The sequence below is a fragment of the Clostridiales bacterium genome (assembly GCA_014799665.1).
Classification (GTDB): domain Bacteria; phylum Bacillota; class Clostridia; order Christensenellales; family Pumilibacteraceae; genus Anaerocaecibacter.
The window spans coordinates 250,199-273,298 of the sequence record JAAVHP010000004.1 but is presented as its reverse complement, the minus strand read 5'-3'; the positions used below and the strand labels follow the sequence as shown (position 1 = coordinate 273,298).

At 38.3% G+C, this 23,100-nt stretch carries 20 protein-coding genes, 1 tRNA gene and 1 pseudogene; 8 read left to right on the top strand and 14 right to left on the bottom strand.

Translation table 11 applies throughout. The features are described from left to right. Positions 1-32 precede the first annotated feature (32 nt). The gene (locus HDT28_01850; GenBank protein MBD5131327.1) at positions 33-1,325 is read left to right on the top strand and encodes a hypothetical protein; all 1,293 of its coding nucleotides are present in this window, start codon (positions 33-35) and stop codon (positions 1,323-1,325) included. 147 nt (positions 1,326-1,472) lie between these two features. Here HDT28_01850 and HDT28_01845 read toward each other — a convergent pair whose 3' ends face one another. Together HDT28_01845 and HDT28_01840 are read right to left on the bottom strand one after the other, a co-directional pair. Further along, positions 1,473-2,108 (bottom strand): hypothetical protein, encoded by a 636-nt coding sequence (locus HDT28_01845; GenBank protein ID MBD5131326.1) that lies wholly within the window; start codon positions 2,106-2,108, stop codon positions 1,473-1,475. A gap of 164 nt (positions 2,109-2,272) precedes the next feature. Beyond that, the gene (locus tag HDT28_01840; GenBank protein MBD5131325.1) at positions 2,273-3,058 is read right to left on the bottom strand and encodes a GTP pyrophosphokinase family protein; all 786 of its coding nucleotides are present in this window, start codon (positions 3,056-3,058) and stop codon (positions 2,273-2,275) included. 175 nt (positions 3,059-3,233) lie between these two features. Here HDT28_01840 and HDT28_01835 point away from each other — a divergent pair, with 175 nt between their 5' ends. Continuing rightward, positions 3,234-4,001: an MBL fold metallo-hydrolase gene (locus tag HDT28_01835; GenBank protein ID MBD5131324.1), complete on the top strand. Its 768-nt coding sequence runs from the start codon at positions 3,234-3,236 to the stop codon at positions 3,999-4,001. 78 nt (positions 4,002-4,079) lie between these two features. Beyond that, positions 4,080-4,154 (top strand) — tRNA-Glu (locus HDT28_01830). On the opposite strand, the gene HDT28_01825 is transcribed toward HDT28_01830, so the two are convergent. The 7 genes and pseudogenes from HDT28_01825 to HDT28_01795 all read right to left on the bottom strand — a co-directional run bounded on the left by HDT28_01825 (position 4,106) and on the right by HDT28_01795 (position 8,982). Beyond that, entirely contained in the window at positions 4,106-5,020 is a 915-nt protein-coding gene (locus tag HDT28_01825; protein MBD5131323.1) for a hypothetical protein, read from the bottom strand. The two genes, HDT28_01830 and HDT28_01825, sit on opposite strands and share 49 nt — an antisense overlap. A 204-nt stretch (positions 5,021-5,224) precedes the next feature. Beyond that, a pseudogene (locus tag HDT28_01820) lies at positions 5,225-5,683 on the bottom strand (recombinase family protein). Further along, a complete protein-coding gene (locus tag HDT28_01815; protein ID MBD5131322.1) occupies positions 5,664-5,804 on the bottom strand; it encodes a hypothetical protein in 141 nt (46 codons plus the stop codon). The pseudogene HDT28_01820 and the gene HDT28_01815 overlap by 20 nt, the downstream one beginning before the upstream one ends. Positions 5,805-6,101: 297 nt before the next feature. Further along, positions 6,102-6,389 (bottom strand): hypothetical protein, encoded by a 288-nt coding sequence (locus HDT28_01810; protein MBD5131321.1) that lies wholly within the window; start codon positions 6,387-6,389, stop codon positions 6,102-6,104. Between the two features lie 67 nt (positions 6,390-6,456). After that, a complete protein-coding gene (locus HDT28_01805) occupies positions 6,457-6,999 on the bottom strand; it encodes a hypothetical protein (GenBank protein ID MBD5131320.1) in 543 nt (180 codons plus the stop codon). 380 nt (positions 7,000-7,379) lie between these two features. Beyond that, positions 7,380-8,429, bottom strand: coding sequence for a hypothetical protein (locus HDT28_01800; protein ID MBD5131319.1), 1,050 nt, complete (start codon positions 8,427-8,429; stop codon positions 7,380-7,382). 253 nt (positions 8,430-8,682) lie between these two features. Further along, positions 8,683-8,982, bottom strand: coding sequence for a helix-turn-helix transcriptional regulator (locus tag HDT28_01795; protein ID MBD5131318.1), 300 nt, complete (start codon positions 8,980-8,982; stop codon positions 8,683-8,685). A 127-nt stretch (positions 8,983-9,109) separates the two neighbouring features. Between HDT28_01795 and HDT28_01790 the strand changes: the two genes are divergently transcribed. The 3 genes from HDT28_01790 to HDT28_01780 are packed head-to-tail and all read left to right on the top strand — an operon-like array spanning position 9,110 to position 13,151. After that, positions 9,110-10,216 (top strand): DNA cytosine methyltransferase, encoded by a 1,107-nt coding sequence (locus HDT28_01790; protein MBD5131317.1) that lies wholly within the window; start codon positions 9,110-9,112, stop codon positions 10,214-10,216. A gap of 5 nt (positions 10,217-10,221) precedes the next feature. Further along, on the top strand, positions 10,222-11,274 hold the full coding sequence (locus tag HDT28_01785; GenBank protein MBD5131316.1) for an NgoFVII family restriction endonuclease: 1,053 nt from the start codon (positions 10,222-10,224) through the stop codon (positions 11,272-11,274). Beyond that, entirely contained in the window at positions 11,271-13,151 is a 1,881-nt protein-coding gene (locus HDT28_01780) for a restriction endonuclease (protein ID MBD5131315.1), read from the top strand. Before HDT28_01785 ends, HDT28_01780 begins: the two co-directional genes overlap by 4 nt. Positions 13,152-13,291: 140 nt before the next feature. On the opposite strand, the gene HDT28_01775 is transcribed toward HDT28_01780, so the two are convergent. The 5 genes from HDT28_01775 to HDT28_01755 all read right to left on the bottom strand — a co-directional run bounded on the left by HDT28_01775 (position 13,292) and on the right by HDT28_01755 (position 19,982). Beyond that, the gene (locus HDT28_01775) at positions 13,292-14,248 is read right to left on the bottom strand and encodes a hypothetical protein (GenBank protein ID MBD5131314.1); all 957 of its coding nucleotides are present in this window, start codon (positions 14,246-14,248) and stop codon (positions 13,292-13,294) included. A 3-nt stretch (positions 14,249-14,251) separates the two neighbouring features. Beyond that, the gene (locus HDT28_01770) at positions 14,252-16,144 is read right to left on the bottom strand and encodes a hypothetical protein (protein ID MBD5131313.1); all 1,893 of its coding nucleotides are present in this window, start codon (positions 16,142-16,144) and stop codon (positions 14,252-14,254) included. Then, positions 16,137-17,240, bottom strand: coding sequence for a hypothetical protein (locus tag HDT28_01765; protein MBD5131312.1), 1,104 nt, complete (start codon positions 17,238-17,240; stop codon positions 16,137-16,139). Before HDT28_01765 ends, HDT28_01770 begins: the two co-directional genes overlap by 8 nt. Positions 17,241-17,249: 9 nt before the next feature. Next, positions 17,250-18,323, bottom strand: a complete 1,074-nt coding sequence (locus HDT28_01760) for a DNA cytosine methyltransferase (protein MBD5131311.1) — start codon at positions 18,321-18,323, stop codon at positions 17,250-17,252. Between the two features lie 729 nt (positions 18,324-19,052). After that, positions 19,053-19,982, bottom strand: coding sequence for a hypothetical protein (locus HDT28_01755; GenBank protein ID MBD5131310.1), 930 nt, complete (start codon positions 19,980-19,982; stop codon positions 19,053-19,055). Between the two features lie 214 nt (positions 19,983-20,196). Between HDT28_01755 and HDT28_01750 the strand changes: the two genes are divergently transcribed. Together HDT28_01750 and HDT28_01745 are read left to right on the top strand one after the other, a co-directional pair. Continuing rightward, positions 20,197-21,339 carry a DUF2971 domain-containing protein gene (locus tag HDT28_01750; protein MBD5131309.1) on the top strand — a complete coding sequence of 381 codons (1,143 nt, stop codon included), beginning with the start codon at positions 20,197-20,199 and terminating at the stop codon, positions 21,337-21,339. Between the two features lie 242 nt (positions 21,340-21,581). Beyond that, positions 21,582-22,790 (top strand): hypothetical protein, encoded by a 1,209-nt coding sequence (locus tag HDT28_01745; GenBank protein ID MBD5131308.1) that lies wholly within the window; start codon positions 21,582-21,584, stop codon positions 22,788-22,790. Positions 22,791-23,100: the final 310 nt, after the last annotated feature.

The window sequence follows — 23,100 nt, the reverse complement described above, 5'->3', positions numbered from 1 at the left end:
GGCTTCGCGAGGGCACCGAAAAAAGGATCAACATGAAAATCGATATATTCGACTACATAGAAAAAGCGGCAAGCACGCTGGACGCCAACCTCGTCGGCTTTACTCATGCCGCAGATCGGCTTACCGAATACCTTCTGCAAAAGCTGGGCGACGTCGACGCGACGATAGGCGTCACCTCGCGCATAAAAACACGCGAGAGCCTAAAAGAAAAGATCTTGCGCAATCATTTATATTTGGAAGCGCCCGCCGACAGAATAGTTTTCGAAATGCACGACATTATCGGCGTAAAGGTCGAATGTCGGTTCTTTAAGGACGAAGAATATCTTTACGACAAGATACGCGAAATATTCTGCGTGGATATGGGAGACGGCTACTTCTGCCCCGAGGGCAAAAAGGCGGTCAAGCTCAAACTTTCCGTGCCCCAGCCCGAAAAGCAAAAGAACGGCTACACCATCTACCGTATCGACGGCAGAGTGCTGTACGCGGGCGAAACCTACAACTTCGAGCTTCAAATAAAATCGCTCGTAAACAGCTTCTGGTCTGAAATCGAGCACAAGCTTATTTACAAAAACAATCGGCTCAACCAGTTCGACAGCCTTATGAAAGAAATGCTCGACTCCACGCGCGAAAGCCTTTCGGGTATCGACCACCAGCTCAGCCTACTGTTCGACCGCGTGTCGGGCAATATGATAGTCAACCAGCAGGAACAGCTCAGAAGCTTACTCACAATGGGCATAAACGAAATGTTCACCGCTATCGTCAAGGCGAACACGGGCATACCCGTCGGCATAACCGACTACTCAGAGGCGATAGTCGAATATCTCATTTGCGCGTCGTCGTACACCAAGGAAACGCAAACGAGCAAACCGTTCATAGTCGATCTTGCCGACAATATGTCGAAAGCGGTAGCGCCCGACAGCGAGGTCATGACGAAGATACGCAAGATACACTCGGGCAATAACTACGGCGGACTGTTCGTGAGCCTTATGGACTGGATACGCACAATGGACTACGGCAATATCAATATCGGCGAAAAAGTAAAAGTAGAAAATACGTTCGAGCAAGGCGTGTACTCAGAGGTCGCAAAAATCTTTATCCGCAACCTTAACGAAGACTTCTATCTTAACACCTTCTTCCATATACTCTTTTCGCTCGAACGCGGCAACGACACCGAGGACTTCACCGATTATATTCGCTACTACACCGACGCGATAACCGCAGGCAAAACCCAAGACAAAATCTACCGCACCGTAGGCAGACTGTCAGAACTCCCTGCCCACAAGCTTCCCCTTACTTCCACAATGCAAGCGCTTAAAGAAATTTAATTCCCAAATAAAACCGCTCTCGCAATCGAAAGCGGTTTTTCATTTACCTTATTCGCCTTCCCCAATTGGGGGCATGGGGGGGGGTGGCAGCCGCTCCGTCGGCTGACGGATGAGGGTTTAAATCTTATCCGTATATATCACTCATTGTTATTTCGCTACCTGCATTTCTTCCAAAATACCGTATGTGTTTTTGTACGGTATGATATTTATCGTTTTCTTTTGTCGTAAGAATTTCGCTTCCTTGTGCGTGAACCAAGACCGAGCCCACTTCTCTCTCGTTACGCCGCTCTCATCTTGATACCTAACCTTAACGTAGCAAACCAACCATTTCAGCACTTTGGTTACTTCACCCTCTCGAACGCAATCACTTGCGAATATTCCGCTTGCGTGTTCCAATATCTTCTTGTCTAATCTATTTCTGTAAACTACCCTATAAAAGAACAAATACGCCGCCATGCAAAGCAATCCTATAAATACGCAAGCAAGTATTAAATCGATTTGATGATACTTTTGCCAATAATAAGCTATACCCGCCAACGTACCGTAAGTGCTCGATCCGTCTGTTGGATCTATTACTATTCTGACTTTTTCGCCGAGATGTTCAACCGCATATCTTTTTTGCGAGAACGAACCGACCCCACCGGTATATTTTACGCCATCCGGTGCGACGTACATATAAATACATTCCCAGCCTCTTTCGATTGAAGTCGAATCAGCCGAGCTTAAATCTATTTCCATTATATCTACAATTTCGGCTTCGACTTCAATGCCATTCCGTAGCATCTTTTCATCATAATAATCGCAATAACAAAACACCGAAAAAATAACCGATAGAACGCAAAAAATCGCAAACGCGGCATTAATAAAAAACTGATATATTTTGAAATTGTTTTTTATACCGATATATTTTACGTTCAAACTCAAACCTCAAAAATCCAAAAACAAAATTACCCTAACGGCATATCAAGCCGCCGCAGTTTTTCGAGCAGAATGTCTTCTTCGGTCTGCGCGTCCTCGGCAGACTCTATGCGGTTACGCAGAGAAAGCATTTGCTTGTCGGTCTCTGCGATCACGTCCGCGCACTTTTTAAGCTCCGCGCCAATAGCGTCCTGGTCGGGAATGTTGTGCTTGTATTTCATTTGGTGTTCGAGGCTCGCCCAAAAATCCATGGCAATCGTGCGGATCTGCACCTCGACTTTAATGTCCTTTTTCCCGTTCGAGAAGAAAACGGGAATACTGACGATAAGATGCAGGCTGCGGTAGCCATTGGGCTTGGGGTTTTGAATATAGTCTTTGCGCTCTATGAGCGTAACATCGGCTTGGGACAGAAGCGCGTCGGCTATCTGGTAAATATCGTCAATGTACGGACAGATAACGCGAATACCCGCCACGTCGTTTACGTTAGCCTCAATGCTATCTAAGGAAACGGGCACTCCGTACTTGACGAGCTTGGAAATAATGCTCTCGGTGCGTTTGAGCCGCGTGGTGATCGAGTTGATGGGATTGCGCTTGTATTTAAGCTTGAACTCTGCGTCGAGCACCTCGAACTTGGTGCGCATCTCTTTGAGCGCGCACGAATACGCCATTTGAAGTTCTTTGAGCTGAACGACCGACCACATCATGTTCTTGGCTTGACGGTATACCTCGTCAACCGAAATCTTGCCACCCAGCATCTCCGAGATCTCCGCAGGAAGCAGCTCGTCGTCAAATTCCTCGTCGAAAATATTTTTCATAACTCACCTCGCTATACGTTTGGTTGTAAATATTATATCAAATAAACATTTGTTTTTCATTAGAATTTGGTTAAGTTTTCGTAAAACGTTTCTAATAAACTTTAATAAACGCACCGCTTGTTTTTGCTTTGATATTGTGATAGAATACAAATAACAACCTCGGCAGGAAAAACTTATGAGCAGAACAGATTGGTTCACGATAGACAAAATCGACGAAACTACGTACATAATAAGCGAGTATAAGCATTGGGAAGAAACGCATTGCTATCTTTTGATCGGCAAAGCCCGTTGCCTTTTGATAGATACGGGGCTCGGCATTTGCAATATATTCGATCAAGTTCGCAAACTGACCGATAAACCCGTGACAGCGGTCGCAACCCATATACATTGGGATCATATCGGCGGACACAAGTATTTCCCCGACTTCTACGCTCACGCGGCGGAACTGAATTGGTTAAGCGGTGAGTTTCCTTTAAATATAAAAACGGTGCGGGATATGGTCACCGACCGCTGCGAGATCCCAGACGGCTTCGATATCAATAAATATGAAATGTTCCATGGCAAACCCACACGTGTGCTTAACGGGGGCGAAAGAATAGATATTGGCGGTAGGGTGATAACCGTCATGCATACGCCGGGACACTCACCGGGGCATATTTGTTTTTGGGAAGAAGCGCGCGGGTATCTTTTCACAGGCGACCTGGTATATAAGGATACACTGTTCGCCTACTACCCTTCCACCGACCCGGAAGCGTATCTGCACTCACTCGAAACGCTTGCATCGCTCAACGCGGAGCGAATTTTCCCCGCCCATCACTCATTGGAAATAGGTCCTGAAATAATAATACGAATGCGTGATGCGTTTAGAGAATTAAAGAAAAACGGTAATTTGCACCACGGCGCAGGCACGTTCGATTACGGAGATTGGTCGATTTGGCTGTAAAGAAATTATCCCGACCGAAAACTTAACTCAAATCGCTTGACAAAAACCGTATAACATGATAAACTAACATTCGACTGTGGCCCCATGGTCAAGCGGTTAAGACGTCACCCTTTCACGGTGAAATCATGGGTTCGAGTCCCGTTGGGGTCACCAAAACGAAGTGTCTCGAACCGAGTGCGAAGTTCATCGCATTCGGCTCGGGACTTTTCTTTTTGCTCATCTGTTGTCGGATAGTTCGGCATATTACTTGTTTTTAGCACAATAAGATACTTTTCACCGTCAAAGATTATTTCTTTGATTAGCGTATCAAATAGCTTTTTGCGCTTATCGAGATTCGTCGGATCTTCCGCACATTCGATTGCAAGCACACTCTTATGGAAGAAATCCATTAGCATTTCTTTTTGCAACGGTTTAATATTGTTCGATTCTTCTTCGGATATTCTCGCCACCAACTGAGTTTTAAGAAGCGTTAGCTCGCTCATCTTGGTTTGAGTATATTCGTTAAAAATTCCTTTGCAAATCGCCATTGTGATATTGTTTAACATTTCTTCCGTTTCGGCGAGCCGACGCCTGAGTATTTTAAGCTCGGGCTTTTCTACTATTTGTTTGTTATGTATTTCCACAGCTTGCTCGGCAACACGGCGCAAAAACGTTTCATCCTTTAACGCCTTCATTACGGTTTTATAAACGCTGTCCTCAAAGACTTGTTTGGGAACGGCATGAGAACAGCATTTGTCTTTGCCTTCCTTTTTACGACGGCATTTGTAAAAGTAATGAATATCGCCGTTTCGGCAAGTTCCGCTCTCCCCATTATAAAGCGCTCCGCAATGCGAGCAAATTATTTTACCGCTCAAAATAAACTTTTCTCTGGCGCGCACTCGTCCTGACTTATGCGAATTGACAACGAGCAATTCTTGTGCGCGATTAAATGTCAATTCGTCCACGATAGGCATAATGATATTGTCGTAAACCTCGCCGGCGTATTGGCATTTACCGATATACTTTTGATTACGAAGCATATCGGAAACACGCCCGATCGAAAAGCTATGTCCCGTATGCGTGCGGATTCCGCTTTCGTCAAGCCACGTTTTAATTTCTTTAATCGTCGTACCGTTCACATAGTCGTTAAACATCTTTCGTATAATCTCGGCTTCTTGCGGCACAACCTGATACTTCTTATCAACGATACAATAACCGTAAATCGGCTTAATGCCTGCGGCGTTACCTTTAAGGCAACTCTCGCGCATACCGCGCTTAACCTTTTGCGAAAGTTCGGCGGAGTAGTACTCCGCCATACCCTCAATCATAGATTCAAGTATAATGCCTTCGGGCGAATCGGTTATCTGCTCACACGCGGATAAAACCTTTACGCCGTTCTTTTTAAGCGTTGCCTTATTGATTGCGCTATCGTACCGGTTTCGTGCAAACCTATCGAGCTTATATACAAGCACGTAATTAAATTCTTGTTTTGCGCTGTCTTTTAACATTTGCTGGAATTGCTCACGCTTGTCCGTCTTACCCGAAACCGCTCTGTCGATATACTCATTTGTTATGATATATCCGTTGCGTTCGGCAAATTCGCGACAAACGCGAAGCTGTCCTTCAATGCTTTGCTCGGTTTGCTTTTCGCATGAGTACCGAGCATAAATTACTGTTCTTTTTTCAGTTGCGTCCATAATCATCCTCCATTTGCTTTACTATATCGGGATTGTCAAGCAGATAGTAGGCAAGGCTTTCCGCACAGCTTACTATAAACTCGTCGCTGTAATGTATCGTTCCCGATTTGACTTTGCCCGTTTGCATATCGCAAAATATTGTATCATCTGCAACCTCAGCCGTATTTGCTAAATACTTCGGGCTACCTGTATATGCACTTAATTTCTTTTTTACATAATCACTTCTTTGTTGTGATTTCACCTCGAATCATTGTTTGCGCTACGGCATACAATGTTCTCTTTGCCGAACGGATATAATGTTCTTTCTCCATATAACTACTATGTTCTCTCATCATTTATAGCGTATTACCTCCTTATAAATTTTTTTTGAAATATAGCCCGACTCAACTGTTCGTTTCGTCGGGCTAAAATAAAGTCGTTTTATTTATTTCTTTTTCATTTGTTCCAACTCGCTCTCGAAAAAGTCGTCATAACCGTCTTTGAGCTTTGCGAGGTTAGTGTCGTGCTTTGCGAGAAGTTCCTCATAACCGGCTTGAATAAGCTCTACTTTGGTATAACCGTATTCTTTCAAAAACTCGTTGATTTTTTCCAAAAGCTCACGCGGTATCATAGTTTGAAAATTGCCGCTTGTGGCTTTTCTTTTCTCTCTGTTCTTCTCCTCATACTTGCGGTTTGCAATTCGTTGGGGAGTGTTCTCTTTGCGTGTTACCATAGTTCGCCTCATAAAATATATTTATCGTATATATACGATAGCATACTTTTACTGATATGTCAATAGATTACACCCAAATTCCTTTCGTATTCTTGAAAATATCGTACTCATCATCTTTGCATCTCTTAAAACGCTCTGCCTGTTCGGGAGTAGTGTATTTAAGTAAAGACGTGCTTTCGCCACGCTTTGCGCCGTAACGCTTGGATATTTCTTGGTAAAAGCACTCTTGCAAAACGGAGTAGGACATTTCTTCGCCGCGCTGTTTCCAAAACTCGGAATGGCACAAAAGCGGTGCTGTCACATGCCGTCTTGTTTTATAAATCGGGTTTCCACTCTCATCGCGCCTTTGCAGTTTGTTTCCGTTTTCGCTTTTGTGGTTACTCATTGCTTTTACTCTCCATTTGTCCGTTACGGGCAAATAATACAAGAAAAGATTTCGCCTGTTCGGCTCGGTAACGGTTAAAGCGCAGATAATGTTCTTATCTGTTTGCAAAAATCCTATGTGCTTTATCGCAAAGTCATAGCAGTGCCGAAAGTATATTTCGATTTCTTCCTCGTCGGGAAAATCTTGCCAAAACTCGCGATTACCACCGAATTGCAAGCATTCCAAAACTTTATTCTTTCCGCGTGGATGAAACTGTGCATTTAGCGTCTTAATCGTTTCGACAATTTCAATTTGAAATATACCGGTTTTGCATTTCAGCCAATGTACTGAATGCTGTGCTTGCGCTTCTACAAGATAGTTGTCCTGTGCGGACAAATCCTGTTGTCTAAACGTGAGCACAGAAATGGTGGCGTGCTTGTCTCTTGGAAATAGCCAAGAATAGTCGTGTCTACTGTAAAAGCCTATATTTGTTCACCTCCTTTAAAGATTTGAAGAAAAACAAAATCGGCTCTCTGTCCGAAAGCCGACCTTACATTATCTGTTCAATAAATATTAAGTTTTTGCCCCTTCTACTTATAAGCCACAAAAACGCTGAAAATATTACATCACAAATAAAAATTCTTAAAAAAATATTTGGCTAACTTTTTACCGCTGAATTGCGTATAGAATTCTCTTAACCGTCTGTTACGTTTCTCGGCAAGATAAGGATACAGTCGTTTAGTAAAACATTCTTCTACGGAAACGCCTAATCTCTTTGCAATCTTTTCAATGGCGCTATAAATGCCATCAACGGCTTTATGGCTATCTGTTAATCTATTCGCTTCGCGGCGTTTTACTTCCATACATAACCGAACATATACGCCTTGTATAATTGGCAGCTGATCTACATAATAATCTTTGAAATGTCGTTGTTCGTTATATGGCGCATTTGAAAGATATTTCTCAATATCTGCGTCGATCTTATCTTCATCAAAGAGATAGTAGCGAAGTATGTAACGGCACAGTTCGCCGATACTGTAAAACCAATTTATAAACGGAAGTAAGTCACTAAATAAACCTCTTATGACAAACTCTATCTCTACGTCAAGGAAATCCGGCAGTTCAAAATCTCTCATAAAAATTTGCCATAACTTCCATACAATATCGTCCGGCGCATTGTCTTTGCTCAAATCATATGCGTCCAGCTTTCGTCTTGCCCGACGGAAAGTAGAAGATACCGCGCCTTGCGTTATGCCAAGCTCTTCGGCGATATCTTTCTGTTTTATGCCTTCGTCCACAACAAGGCAATATACTGTCCGCTCTTGCGGCGTTAATGTGCTTAATGCACATATTCTATCCAGTTGTTCAATTGCAAGAGTAGAAAATGGGATATCTTTGTTTATCCACTTTTGTTGTTTGCGTGGAGATAGTATTTCCTCATCTTCGGGAAAAGGCTCGTTGTGACGGTAAACTTTGTGCCAATTGTTATACTCAAATCTATCCAACTCGCGCAAGGCTTCCCACTCTTTTTCCGTAACTTCTATTTCAATATACTTTTTGTCACCAATATGAAAGTTCGCTTTATCTTTGGAATTGCACGGATAGTAATACAAAAACTTGCCTGCTGTTTTGGCGGGCTTTTTCTTTTTATTCATATGATACGCTAATTTATCCATGCACTCATTATACCATAATATTGTTGACAACTACTGTCACTATTTGGAAAAAATTTTAATTATTTTTACGACTACGGAATACCGCATACGATATTCCAAAATGGTGGCATTTTTCAATGCCTAAGCAGGATAAGGAAAATGCCACAAAGTGGTATTTTCGATCGCTCGCTTCGCTCGCTCAGAACAAGCGGGAAACCCGCTTTTAGTTAATATAAAAATCCACCGCTGTTAGAAATTCAGCGATGGATTTTTATTATTCGGTAAATACATCAATCAATGCTTTTTGTTGTTTTGGGGATAGCTTACGGAAACAATGTAGCATTTCCTTTTCAGTTTCGCTTAATACCTCTATTTTCTCATCTTCGAGAAAGAACTGCGCAAGAGTCAAACCAAACGCATTGCAAATACATTGCAATGTTTCTAACTTCGGCGTGGTATTTCGAGCAAATACAGATGACAGCGTCGGAAGCGGAATATCAGCTTCCTGCGCAAGCTTATAATCTGTCCAATCACGCTCGCCTTGTAAAGTTCGGATTTTAGTCAGCACATCCATATTCTTATTATACTACGCATTTGCATTATCTATTGGCGTGCAAACGCATTGACTTTATTATGCAAATGCAGTATAATAACAATGCAGTTGCATATTGAATAATCACCTAACTGCATAGAGGTTTTGTATGGATAATTTAGAAAACAAGCAGCATCCCACTATTGTATCGATATTCTCAGGTTGTGGCGGATTAGACTTGGGATTTCATATGGAAGGATTCCAAACGATTTGGGCAAACGATTTTGCGGAATGGGCAGTAGCATCTTTTAGAGAAAACTTGGGTGATGTTATACACTACGGAGATATCACAAAAATCAATCCATACAAGGATAAAACAATTCCCGATTGCGATTTGGTATTGGGTGGCTTCCCGTGTCAAGACTTTTCTGTAATATGGAAGCAACCCGGACTAAATGGTAAACGCGGTGGCTTATATCGCCATTTTTTAGAATTCGTTGATGCTAAGAAACCAAAAGCATTTGTAGCGGAAAATGTTAAAGGACTTCTTACCGCTAATAAACACAAGGCAATAGAAACTATTATTCACGACTTTGAAGATATTGCTCCCGGCTATATTGTTAAACCTCATCTCTACAATTTTGCCGAATATGGTGTACCACAATTCCGCGAAAGATTGCTGATTGTGGGAATACGCATAGATACAGGATTTGATTTCAAGCATCCAAAACCCACACACGGCCCGAATGGGGCTTTACCTTACGTTACGGCGGAACAAGCTCTCGAGGGTGCTTTGGATGTTCCTTATAACAATGAGCTTATTAACTGTAAAGATAAAACGCGACAAATGTTAGAGCTTATACCGGAAGGCGGTAACTTTACGGATATTCCGAAAGATAATCCACTTTATGTCAAAGGTATGATATCCCACGTCTATCGTAGAATAGATAGAAACGCTCCTGCAAAAACAATTATTGCCGCAGGCGGTGGCGGAACTTGGGGATATCATTATCCCGAGCCTCGTCCCCTGACGAATAGAGAACGCGCGAGATTACAATCGTTCCCCGATGATTTCAAGTTTATGGGTAACATTACAGAAGTACGTAGACAAATAGGCAATGCAGTTCCGCCCGTGGGTGTGCGACCTGTTGCAAAAAGACTTTTGCCATTGTTTACGGGCGATTACACCCACATAGACTTAAAGGCACAGTACGACTATTTGAAAACGCTATCAGTAAAAGAGCGCTTGGATTTAGTAACGAATGAAATGGAGTAAAACTAATGAACTTCCTGTTGTCAAACTATCAGCCCATAAAAACGCCGTTTCCAACGTTTGCGGATGCGTTTTATAATTTATTGCCACAAACAGAGCAATTAGATATCGCAGTTGGATACATTACCGCCGACTCCCTTATTGAATTGCAAAAGGCTGTAGAGTTAAATAACGTACATAAACTGAATTTGATAATCGGAATGCATTATTTCGATTTGTTTACGCCTGTTGAGTATAAAACAGCTATTCAACTAAATCGATTTTTGACCGATAACAATATTGGTGAAGTGCGCCTTGTTACTCCTTTTCGATTCCACGGCAAGTTATATGCTTTTCATAAAAAAGACCAAACGATTGCGGGCATTATTGGATCAAATAATCTTAGTAGTATAGTTGATAACAGGAACGGTATTTATGAATCGTCGCTACTTCTAAACGAACCGTCAACACTGCAACAACTTAATAGCTTTATTTGTGACTTAAAAGAAAAGGCTACGGATGTTATATCCGATTTGGATATATCCAAATTCAAAATAAATAACTCCCTTTTAGAAGGACAGGACTTTGTTCAAAAAGCAACTCCCGAAGAACGAACCGCTTGTCTTGCCGCGAGAACCGATATCGTATTTGATATCCCAATTAAAACGGAACAACGTAGTGGATTAAATGCTTTTTTCGGCAAAGGGCGTGAAACTAAAAGCACAGGCGTTATAAAACCTCGACATTGGTATGAAGCCGAGATCATCGTGCCAAAGAATATTACATCTTTACCCGAATACCCGATAGCGCTTACTAACAGTACGACTTTTGATGTTATTACAGATGACGGCTGGAAATTTAAATGCTATACAAGCGGTACAAATAGTAAGAATTTCCGCTCCGATGCCGATTTGCGTATTTTAGGCAAATGGCTGAAGGGCCGATTGGAAAATGCCGGCGCTCTTGCCGTGGGTGAACAAATCACCCCTGACGTTCTTCGCGAATATGGACGCACGGCTTTTTCAATGACTAAAACTACAATACCAAACTTATGGTATTTGGACTTTGGAGTTAAACGATGAGTTATTTACAAGCATATTTGAATAGCATTGCGGCGAGGAATATTTCGCTTTCTATCGCAATACAAAAAACTACGGATGAAATTGTTCCGCAGTACATAAAAAACTTTTCATACAAAGAACACGTTGTCAGCCTGTTAGTCGGCGATGTGCAAAGCGGTAAAACAAGCCATATGTTCGGCTTAATGTGTGCAGCTGCCGATGAAGGTTTTCCGATTTTTATTTTGCTAACAACGGATAATATAATTCTGCAACAACAAACACTTAAGCGAGCTGTGCGTGATTTGCCTGACTTTTGCGTTTGCGACGAAACCGAGTATTTAAAATTCCAACAAAATCAACTTAGAAAACCTGCTGTTATCGTACTGAAAAAGAACGGCTCGGTTTTACGCCAATGGAAAAACAATCTTGCTTATACTCAGTTTTGTATAGGCAATCCTCTGTTCATTATTGACGATGAGGCTGACGCGGCAAGTTTGAATACTCTTGTTAACAAACAACAACAAAGTCAAATCAATAAAAGGTTGGACGAAATAAAGAAAACTTCATCAAGCAGCATTTATCTCGAAGTAACAGGTACTCCGCAAGCTAATCTTTTGCAAACTAAACAAAGCGGTTGGAAACCGTATTTTATTTACTACTTCCAACCGGGCGAAAGCTATATCGGTGGCAATCTTATTTTCAATGAAAGCAGTAAGATCATACAGTTGACAGATAATGAAGAAAGTAAAGAGATTTTAGCCGATGACGAATATCCTGAAAACGGACTACTGCGCGCTGTTTTAATACATTTATTGACGTCCGCGCAAGTTATGCTAAGTGGCGGAACGGTATGCAATTGTTTAGTTCATCCAAGTATGCGCGTTGCCGATCATAAAGCGTTTGCAGAGAAAATCGGATGCTATCTAAATGAGCTGTCGCAATCTATTGATGAAGAACCCACTATCGAATCTTTACAGTCGTGCTACGATGACCTAAAAAGCACGAAAAACGATATGCTGTCATTTGCGACTCTTTACGAATATATTAAAAAGATTGTGCAAGATGATGATGCAATCAAAATTCTTACACTAAATTCAAAAGTATCATTTGAAGACAATGTACAGTACGAAGAAGGCGTCAATATTATTGTCGGCGGGAATAGCTTAGGGCGAGGAGTTACTTTTCCGTGTTTGCAAACAATCTACTATTGTCGCGTTACGAAAAATCCTCAAGCCGATACTATGTGGCAACATGCAAGAATGTTCGGCTATGATAGAGATGCCCAATTAATGCGCATATTTATGCCGCCGCGCTTGTTTAAGCTATTCGTGGATATCAATGAAACGAATAACAGTTTAATCGCGCAAATACAAAAGCGCAAAGGTTTTGAAGATATCAAAATTTCATATCCACCGACTCTACGACCTACACGCAAAAACGTTTTGGATAATCGTGCGGTTGCTACGTTCTGTGGCGGAGTAAATTATTTTCCTTTTGCACCCACTAACAAAGATATTGCTACAATCGATACGCTTCTAGAAAAGTTCGACGGCGAAGATAGCTATACTGTGAATTTGAAGTTTGTAATAAATCTATTAGAGCAAATCGACAATTCATCTAATGATTGGTCGGCAAATGCTTTTATCGAATTTCTCAATTCAATTATCGCTGAAAATCCACTCTCACAAGCAAAACTCATTGTTCGGCGTGGTCGTGATATTGCCGAAGGAACGGGGACATTGTTATCTGAGAATGATAGAAAACTTGGCGATTCGTTTAGCGATATTACAGTTTTCACTATGTACAAGGTTACAGGGCGCAAAGGCTGGAACGGACATCAATTATGGATTCCGAATATAAAACTACCTAGCGATAGGGTGTATTATAGCGTAAAATAAGAAATTCAGTACATTTGAAAATATCCTATATTATTTACTCAATAATTTTGTCATTACTTAAATTTACAGTCGATGGGATTTTTATTCCACCTCACCTAAGATAATAGATTCACAGACACGTAGACGTGATAATATATCTACTAATCGGTGAATTCCGGTAATTTAAGCAAATCGATAGCTGTAAAATTATCACTAGGAATAGAGTAATTAGTATTATAAACTTCTGGGATTGGATATACAACTTGTATTTTGTTGTTTTTCAACGCAACAAGTGCAACAGATAATGTCGAAAGTTTTGTGTTAAGTGGTACCATTATAAGGTTTTCATTTTGTCCATTTTCTACAAATTCTTTTAATTTCTCAATAGTTTTCTCAATATCACTGCAAGAAAATTCAAAGGCATCATTGGGAACACTTTGCAAGTTTTGCAACCATTTCTCAAAACGTTCTTTACTATTTTGCATTGCACCTAAATGATTATTGTTTATTGGGTCTACTCCATTTCCCATAGATAAGATATCTGGCTCCATTAATTCCACCAAACGTGTTGCACGTTCATATTCAAAACCAGTTAAAATAATGAGATGATATTTATATGATGGATTGAATATCCCAGGAAAGCCGATAACATTCCGAACCTCTTTACATCCTTTACTTAGCCATGGAGAATACTCTTTTGCCCCGTTATATATTAAAAGAATAGAGTCAAATGATGATTGATGTAAATATAAGTTTTTAATTAAAATCAATAAAGCCTCATGCGTGAATGTTGTTATATCAATAACAAGTTTTCTATGTTTTATATTTTGTATTGTTTCCGCAATAATGTCAGCGATATTTACAGATGAGTTCAGATTAATATCTTTAATAGTTACTTTGATATTTTTACATTGAACTAAAGCCATATTTTTCTGAATAAACGAATCCATAGATCTGTTTACATTGCGAAACAAATAAAGGTGATTTATTTTATCAGCGGAAACATTATTAATTAAACTTAAACATCTCGCCTCAAAGCTTACAAAACTGATTAAAGCGCAATTTGTAGGGAAAATATTATCTATCTCAGAGGCCGCAAATTTATTAATACCAATCATTCTTTATTCCTCCCAATAATCGAATAGCGATAATTGATAAAGGCCATTTTCAAGGTCAGAATCGGTGTTGTTTATTTTCCGTAGCCTATTACCCTTATGAATTGCAGTCGTTAGGTCTTCATTTGTCATAAATAAATAACCTTGAAAACCAGTAGGATCAAGAGTAAATATAGGAGCAAAACAACGGTTGAGAATGTAAAGGTAGGTTCTTCCATTTCCTTCTTTATTACCAATAAATGATTCATGTAAAAATCCTAAACGGACGCCAAGTTTAAAAACCTGTTTCAATTCTTGACTAGTCCGCTCGGGATTAGATAGTGCGATAGAGAAAACCTTTCTTTCAGCACGACCAGAAAGAGGATCATCGTTGTTACCAGATAAAAGTATTTCCTGAAACGTTTTCCCCATAGCATTAATTAAATTTGCCAGTTTATCTGTTAAACTTATGGGGTTTTCAGTTGTAGAGATTACAGAAGAATCATCATTCTTTTCATTCTTACGTAATTCAGTAAATAAGTAGAAATCGGCTTTTGCTCTCATGACTTCGTCTTGTATGTTACTAGGAATAAATTCAACCCTATTTCCACTACTAACATCAGGAGAGCGTTTTGCTGCCGTATCATACATTTTCGCGACAGAATCAAGTAAATAACGTATGATTCCAGAAGATAAATGAATTATATTTTCTAATCCGGCATATTGATATGTGCTTCTTGATTTGCTCAATCCGCCTAGTCCTCGTATATAATTTGGTATTGCATACCGGCGCACATCATCATTTTCTCGATATCCACGCCCATTTGTTTTTTTATAAGCAGCTCTTATACGTTCTTCTTCTTGCTTTATTCCTTCTTCTTGTTTTTTATAAGATGGAAAGAAATTTTTCAGTGTTAGCTCAATTGCTTCCTTGTTGTTTAATTCAATTTGTTCTGCGTAACCACTTAATTGTAATCTACGTATAAGTATTTGCAAAACTTTATTGTAATATTCAGGATTACGAAATTTAGTTGTGTATATTGAAGAAATATTTACTTCTTGATAATCATGTGGTGACTCTACTAGGACTCCTGAACTTGTTAAATAAGATTTATACAATCCTATCTGAGAGAATACTTTTAAACTAATTGTTGGCTGTGTTCGGCTTGCTAACCAAGAATTTAATATTCTGGTTTGTATTTCACTTAAATTATCAGCATCATCAATAAAAATCAAAATAGGTTTATTGTTAGGAAATCCCGGAAGCTCTATTAACGCTTTATAAACAGGGACGATAAATCGAGAAAAAGACAACAATGGTAAAGAATATGTAAGATCTGCCCCTTTATTACTATAAAGTCTGTTTAAATATGGCATAAAATTATATGACATTAAGTTCATGTGGTCAAAAAGTGCCATAAAAAAAGAATTAGGGGTTGTATAATCAACTTCAGGAATATCTTTGCACCCAGCTGCTTTCAAGTATTTTACATAAACATTTTCAAAGAAGTATTTGTAGCTACTTTGAGAATACTTTTCTGTTTCAAAAGTAACTTTTGTCAGGCACAAAAGAGAATGCATAACCACATGTAAAGTAAGGAAATGCTCATTTATTAGGAATGGAATGTGTTGATTATCAAGCTTATGCAATTCTTGTATGTCTATAGCCGTTTTTTTTATGGAAACGTTGAGAGCCAAATATGGTAATTGTGAAAACTTAATTTTTCTTCTTACCATCAAAAAATCAGGAAGGGAACAACGAATAAGCATGCTTTTCCCACATCCTCGCGCCCCAGTTACTAGAGTATTTCCTTGACGAGTTATTTCTGGATAGTCAGAATGCATCTCAACAAACAATTGGTCAGCCTGTTGGGCGGTGAGCTCTTCAGGTGAGACAATTGCAAAAGGATTATCAATCATCTTTAACCTCCGTTCTAATTGCGCGAGCCAATGATTCTCCGCTCACGTATTTCAATGCTTTATTTTTATTGATAATTTCATCGCCAGCATCCAAGTAGTCAGTTAATTTCGACGTTTTGGGATTAGGATAACCATGAATAGTTAATCTGAACGAGTCGCCAGCATTTTTGATAGTTTGAAACTGAGAATTTTTGTCTAAAAAATCAATCTTAACATCAATGGTAGTGATTTTAATAAGTCCATTAGCATATTTCTTGCAATATTCAAGCTCTCTCATGCATTTTGTCATGCGATCAATTATTTCATCATATAAATAAAATTTCTCTGAACCTTTTTCAAAGGTTTTTTGTGTTAAATCATATGGAATACGAAAATGAAAAGATATTGTTTCCCCAATTATACTAATGGGTTCTAAACTGCTCGAAAATGCATGAAAAATGCTGTTATCACTTCGCTCATGTACTCCGTTCGGATTGGATCGGTATAGATCATCGGAAACTTCATCCGCAAATCGAAGAATTGCAGCCAAAGATTTCGGCCTTATGACAACTCCCCCATAATGGTCGTCAGACGAAATATTTCTAATTGTGTCTTTATTGCTTTGATCTTCAGAAACATATCCACCATGAGCTGTAGCAATTTCAGAAACCAATCCCTTTTCTGCAGTATCCAACGGAAGTGCATCGCCCATTTTTTCCATAATATCAGCAATCTTTTTTTCGTGTTGGTCACGACCTGACATATTACCTATATCATGGAAATGTATAGCAGCCAATAAAAGGAATATCTCATAGCCGTTTAGAAGTGAAACATTAGATATTTCTTTAGCGTGTATAATTACAGATTTTACATGGGATTCTCCATGATCTGTTAAAAGTCCATCTCCTGCCACTGCAGCTCCCATATTGACCTTAGGGTGCCAAGTGCTATTCATATTATCTTCAAATTTATGATACTTATCGAAAAGGTCATATGGTTTATGAGGAAATTCTTTTGCATCCTTAAAGCCTAAATTACTAGAAGGAAAAAATGCCTGATTCCATCTTAACTGAAATTCGTAATTTAAACCATCTTGAGGCGTGTAAACTGTCTTCACTTTTTTCTCCTATTGTATGGTTGTAATCATCTCGAAGACTATCTTTGCTAACATAGGGGGGACGGCATTCCCAACCTGTTGTTGTTGATGCCCAAGCATACCATAAAAGCGGTAAGAGTCCGGAAAAGATTGTAATCTTGCCGCTTCTCTTACAGATAACCCACGATTTTCCCATGGATGCACCAGCATGCTTTTTCTATAATTCCCTACAGTAACTGAAGGATCACCAGCCGAAAGTCGTCTATAGATACCAGTATGACACCTAGATTTATCGGTGTAATTCTTCATTAATTCATCTGGAATATCTTCCCAATTCCCCCCTTGGGGAATGTGGTTATACCTTTTAATTATAATTTCTGAATTTTTTGTTACAAGATTACCGCTACAGGATGTTCCCCCATTTCTCAAACGTATTGCATAATCGGATTTGGCTTCAAGCGGATATGGTAATACATCTTGAGATGCTCCATTAGGTAATGAAGGCAAATCTTCAATTGCATCTCTTACGGAAACTTTAGTGGTAATTGGTTCTGGTAGTTTAGGTTTTATACCTTTTTTTGAACCAATCAAAAAAAATCTGGATCGAATTTGGGGGATTCCATAGTCAGACGCACATAATACCATGGAAGTACATGTGTAACCAAGCTGTTCAAGTTCTCCAGTTAGTTCCTTAATAAAATAACCTTTTTCAGTTTCTACAATCCCTTTGACATTTTCAAAAACAATCCAATCGGGTTCAAGTTGATTTGCGATTCGGATAAATTCTTGAAATAACCAATTTTTCGCGTTTTCTTTATTTCGTGTTTTTTGATTGGAAGTTGAAAAACCCTGACATGGAGGGCCGCCAAAAAGTATTAAAGACCCGTTACTGTTATAAAATGGTAGCTTGTCGATTTTTCTAATATCTTCACAAATAACTTTGGTTTTGGGGTGATTTATTTTATAAGTTCTTGCTGCATATGGGTCATTCTCCACAGCAAATAAAACTTCAACTCCCGCCATTTCGGCGCCGAGCGATAATCCTCCGGCACCAGAGAATAAGTCAATGCCTATTATCTTTTTTTCATTTGTAATCACCGACATTAGTAGTTCTTGAATCCTATAAATAGTATGTAAAATTGAAATTGGACACTAAACCTGCCCTTATTATAAACCATCTATGTTTTTAAGTCAAGTATTGATAAGAAAATATAAAGGCCTATAAAATTGAAGTTTACCTCAATCATAATTAGCACTCAATTTTTGTAAAGCCATTTGACAAATAATAATGCTAAAACTTTGTAAACAGCTGCAAAAATAAAGTTTCACAAAAAAAGCGCTGGCAATATGACAGATGTAATTTGTATATGTCCTCTTTCAAAAACGCGACACTCATTCGCACACCAAAAATTCAAGCCAATATACCAAAAACTCAGCATAAAGACCCTATTTATATCTACACGAAAAACGTCGGAAATTTTTCCTTTTTGTGGAAAATTGTTCTATTTTTTCCAAAGCTCGGCGACCAACACAAAAAGATTTTTCGTCTTGCTCTTTCATTATGAGTTTTATTTAAAAGATTGTTTTAATCGTAGAAAAAGGAAAAGTCAATTATATTTCCCCGTAGCAATAACAATATCTCCAATGATTCATTTTTGTTAATTCACTAGGGCCGTGCTAAAGTTCACCAAAACGAGGCAATTCAAATTCTTTCGAGTTGTCTCTTCTTTTTGCCTTTGTGAAAATATATTACTTATATATGTCAGATGTGTATATAATAAATAATATATCATAAACCAATGATCAAACTTAATGATATATTACATTTTCATATCAGCTAACTACATTAAAAAACTTCTGATAATATTTTCTTTGAGATTCTATCTTTGCGGCCCAGTTATAATTTGGCGCATATTTACTAATTGCTAAGTAAAACTTTTTAATTGCCTCTTGGTAAGATTCTTCTGTTCGAAAATGCGCGCCCTCATAATAAAGCCATTTACCTATATCATCGATTAAATATTCCACATTTAAAACCTTAGAATTAGATAGCAAACTAAGAAAGTAGGCATTTTTTTCATTTATTTGTTTTTCATAAAATATATCAATCAACGCAAGAATAGTTTTATCGGTATAGTATCTTTCACGCTCCTGTTGCTGTTGTTTTCGATTAATTTCGTAAGAATCCCCATCCATATCTCGCAAACAAGGATTAGCTTCGCTATAATACCACGCATTCATTTCAGCCTGATTAATTGTTACATAATATAACCGCAACATATCTTCGACAAATTGTTTGTTGAATTTTGTGGCCTTGTTTCCGTCTGACAAAACTCTAGTTAAATGGATATGGTTTCTTAGATTTTGCAATTCCTCGATGGCAATTTCTTCAAAAGGGTGGACATACAGTATTCGCACATTCGTCAAATGCGACAACACTTGACGAGGCGAGGCTCTATTTAATTCATCAAAAGAATTAAACGCCCTATAGTTGCATTTCTTATGGCATTTTCGACTTGCGCAGTTATTGTTTATTGCCAAAATAAGATTTTTCCAGAAAGCTTCGACACAAGAAAATGCCATTATGCCAAGTTGTTTATACGCTAGTTGCTTATCGGAATCTTCTACAAAATACGTCTCCACTATATCAACATATTTTTCTATGAAATTAATATTATGTTGTATGTCATTAGCTAATTCAATATTTGAGATATACTTGGGAATAACTTGCGAATAATTTATATTGTTAAGTTTATAATTCATGATTTTACGTATGCTCCAATTATCTTAACAACATTATAGCATCTCAATAGTAAAAATTCAAGTTAACAAATCATAAAACCGAAATTGCACCGACTCGGAACATTTCAACAGATTATTTCTAACTAATTATAATGGCTATTATGCTAATCGTTGCTCTCTTGATTTTTATAAGATTTCATGCTATAATAAAGTATAGAGAATGGAGTTGATGCACATGAAAGAAAAAGACTACGCAGCATATTTAAGAATTATTGATAATACATTTACACCTTCTACTGTTACGCAAAGTGAACAGCGAGACTTGTTTAGCCCGTTAGCAAACTGGCTTGAAACGCATACTCCATCTAAACTTTATAAATTTCGGGAGTGTAATGAAAATAACATAAACGCATTTCGCAATGAACAGATTTGGTTTGCGACAGGCGCAAAAATGAATGATGACTATGATGCAACACTATACAGTGATAATAAAGGGATTCTATCGGATTTACATAGCTTATTTGACGAAAGTGGAAATCTTATATTCTTACAAGCATTAAAAGACGGTAGTAGCCTCCCGCCTACTTTATATGAAGTATTTGGAGGCCAATATATTGAAAATGCTAAACAAATGATATCATTGGCTGGTGAAGATGGAATCAAACAAATTAGTTCAACAATTAGATTATGGGCGGAGGAAGGCTTTAAGGAACAATTTCCATTTATTACTCAATCTGTGCAAAACGTAGTTAAAATATCTTCGTTTAGCGAACGCATAGGTTCACCACTCATGTGGGGAAAGTATACAAATAATAGTTCTGGTTTTGCGTTAGCATATGATTTTAGAAACGGAAAATATAACGAATGCGGGCAATGTAAAAAACTTGGAGTAACTTGTTTTGATCCAAAAACCAATTTATTGTTGCCAATAGTTTACAGAGATAAAAGGATAAACGCCACTGAATATGCAAGATACATAATGCAGCTGACGTTTACACAACGTATCCTATCTAACGTACCGGCATCAAAAGAATTCTGTGAAAAAGTATTGTCAACCGTTACTTGTTCCGATACTTTTATGCAAACCAAAATTGTCGTCAGTAAATTCAGTGATTGGGACTATGAAAAAGAATGGCGTATGACCGTCAGTTATAATTCACCTTACTATGCAACAGATCAAACGACTAATATATGGAAAAAGCCGTGTGCGCTTTATTTGGGTAGAAAAATAAAAGACACGGATGAGTTAGTATTGAGAAACATTGCATATAAACAGCATATTCCAGTATATAAAATGGAAATTGACGAAACATCTGATGATTACCAACTTAAACCAATAAGGCAACGCAATACCCACAAAGATTTAATTATAAAGTAGGTATAATCTTGCGATATTTATTCGGTTATAAAATCATTTTGGGCGACACAACGCGCAATCCAATTTAAATACGCCGAAGTAACGCCACATATTCCAATCTTTCGACCAGATACGAGTTCAAGAGTTCACTGAACAAGTTCAAAGCAGCCTCTTCGCATAGTAGACGATTCGCCTTTATCGATAATATGATGGACTTTACAAATTGGCTTTTGATATACTTTAAAGATATAGGATGTAAAATCATGTTAAGAAAAAATCAAAGTTTCCCTCTTGGAGATAATCCTTGCTACACCTTTTTAAAAAGCGCTTGGGAGCGTGGACTATTCGACGAATACTCAGATAATCATTTTCTAATTAGAGCAATTGAAAATAGATTGGATGATTTTGTTGGAAAAGATCAATTGATTGCTAATAATTATGATTCTTTTGGAATAGTAAATGAAGATGGCTCAATGAATAGTGAATCGTTTTGCTTAAATTTCTGTATTAATTTGTCCAGGAAGCTCCAATATTTAGCTAATAAGTTTGGGACCCCTAAAATAGATAATTTTATAGCTAATCAGCTAGCCGCAGGCAAGATTAATTACCAAGAAGATAGTTTTTTTGAAGCGCTGTCTGAAATTGCTGTTCTATCGTTTTATGGACTTATGCCATGGGATAAATATATTTATGAGCCGACATTACACCTGGATAGCAAGAAAAATCCGGAAGCGACTCTTATAGGGCAACGAATATGTAAAACAATAAAAAATCCCAATGAGAAAGAAATGACCGTACAAGTTAATATCGAAGTAAAATGTCCCTCTTTCCCGCATGAATCGCACTATAATGAAAAAATAGCTATTCCAACCATTTTGCTTTCAGAAGATGGAAGAAAGAGAGTAAAACATTTTTGCGAACAAAATAGCATTAAATATTTAGATCCAAGAGTTCTTAAACTAAAAGACTTTCTTAATAGTGCGGCAAGCAAATTTTCTTATCCTACGGAAAACGAAGTAAATCTTCTTTACATCAATTGGTCTTACCGAGACTTTCAATCGAATAGTTTTTTAGAGGCTTGGTCACTATTAACAAATGAAATAAATGGGATTTTAACGAATCAAAATGCCGCAAATAGCATTGATGTTGATCCTGAAGTTTTTAAAAAAATCACTGCTGTTGTAGTATATACAGAATCTTTAGAAGGTGTCATGTTCAATGATTTTCGTTATGTGTGGCAAACGAACGGGCAAGGACAAAAATTTAGAATATGGATTTTAGACAAAGACCTTCGAGAAGCCGAAAAAAATGATAAATCAAATATCATCCTTAAAATTACCGGCATGAATCCGCATCCGCCATTAACACAATGTCTTATGTTAGATTATAAATCAAAAACTGAGGCAGAGCGCGTTGATGCTTGTAAATTAAGTTTAGATCTTTGTGATTTAATAAAAAAATGTGCTATATAAATGAAATGGCAATATCCTAGCTATTTTTAAATGGTTCTAACTATCTATATTGGTAATCCTAATGGCCCATTAATAATAAAGACAGCGACTGCAAATTAATGCAATCGCTGTTTTGCCTTTCTAAACATAGTCTTATCGGCAGTCCCTTTTGGGAGTAAATATTATTTATATACCGCTCCACTTCGGCGATTTCTCTGTTCCGTATTTTTCAATGGGTATCCATATATAATCTAATGGGATTCTTTTCAGTTATTCAATTTTTCATGCAGTTGCCTTTGTTTCCTTTCGGCTTGCCACGCCGCGAAATCTC